The following is a 1,100-nucleotide window of genomic DNA, read 5'->3' on the forward strand; positions in this document are numbered from 1 at the left end:
CAGAACGGGGACACGCGGCAGAAGACGCAACCGATCACCGATCCGGTGTGCCAGACGCTGACGGGGATGATCGACCTGAACGGCCAGACCACGAGCTATGGCTATGACGGGTTGTGCCGGATCACCTCGGTGACCCAGCCTTTGGGGGCGTTCAAGACCTTTATCTATCGCAATATTGGCAATGCTCAGGCCCAGCATGTGGAGATCCACACCCCGGGAGCGGCGGAACAGGGTGACATCTGGTCTCTGCTCATGTTCGACGGCTATGGCCGTGAGGTGATGACTGGCGCGCGTACGGCCGATCCGGCCCATGCCAGCGTGACGCATACGGGTTATGACGCCCGTGGCAACAAGTTCGCGACCTCACTGCCCTACTTCTACCAGTCGAGCGAGCAGCCTCGGTTCACCATCACCAGCTTCGACAGCCGGGACCGTCCGATCAAGGTGACGAACCCGGACAACAGCTTCAAGACGCTGGCCTATGAGGTTGCCGATCCTGCGAGCGTTACGGGCGCCTTCCTGCAGACGACGACGACGGACGAGCTGAACCGCAAGACGGTTGCGGTGAGCGACGCCTATGGGCGGACGGTGCGCCAGACGGCCTACAAGCAGGGCCGGGCGCTCCACCGCACGCTGGGCTATGACGGGCTGGGCCGGCTGACGAGCCTGTCGGATCCGGCGGGCAACAGCTGGACCAATGTGTTCGACACGCTGGGCCGGCGCACCTCGGTGAAGGATCCGGACCTGGGGACATGGACCTATGTCTATGACGATGGCGGCAACCTCCTGACGCTGACGGACGCCAAGGGCCAGAAGACGGGCTACAACTATGACCGGCTGAACCGGGTGACCGGGCAGGTGATGCGATCGGACCTGCCCAATGGCGATCCGCAGCGCGACAATATCGGCTTCCTCTATGACGAGGCGCGCTCGGGCGCCTTCAATGTCGGCAAGCAGACCACGGCGGCCAACAAGCATGCCTGGCTGACGGCCAATTACGATGCGCTGGGCAATGAGGTGGTCAAGACCCTGCTGACGACGGAGGGGACGACCTACACCACGACGACGGCCTATGACGCGGGCAAGCGCATTTTGTGGCG

Annotated in this window: 1 protein-coding gene; it reads left to right on the top strand. The window is 63.4% G+C overall.

All coding sequences use genetic code 11. The annotated features are described in order from the left end of the window. The coding region (locus AB4037_RS34565; protein ID WP_441774672.1) for a hypothetical protein at positions 1–1,100 on the top strand (1,100 nt) is incomplete at both ends.

Source organism: Labrys sp. KB_33_2, from assembly GCF_052114505.1.
Classification (GTDB): domain Bacteria; phylum Pseudomonadota; class Alphaproteobacteria; order Rhizobiales; family Labraceae; genus Labrys.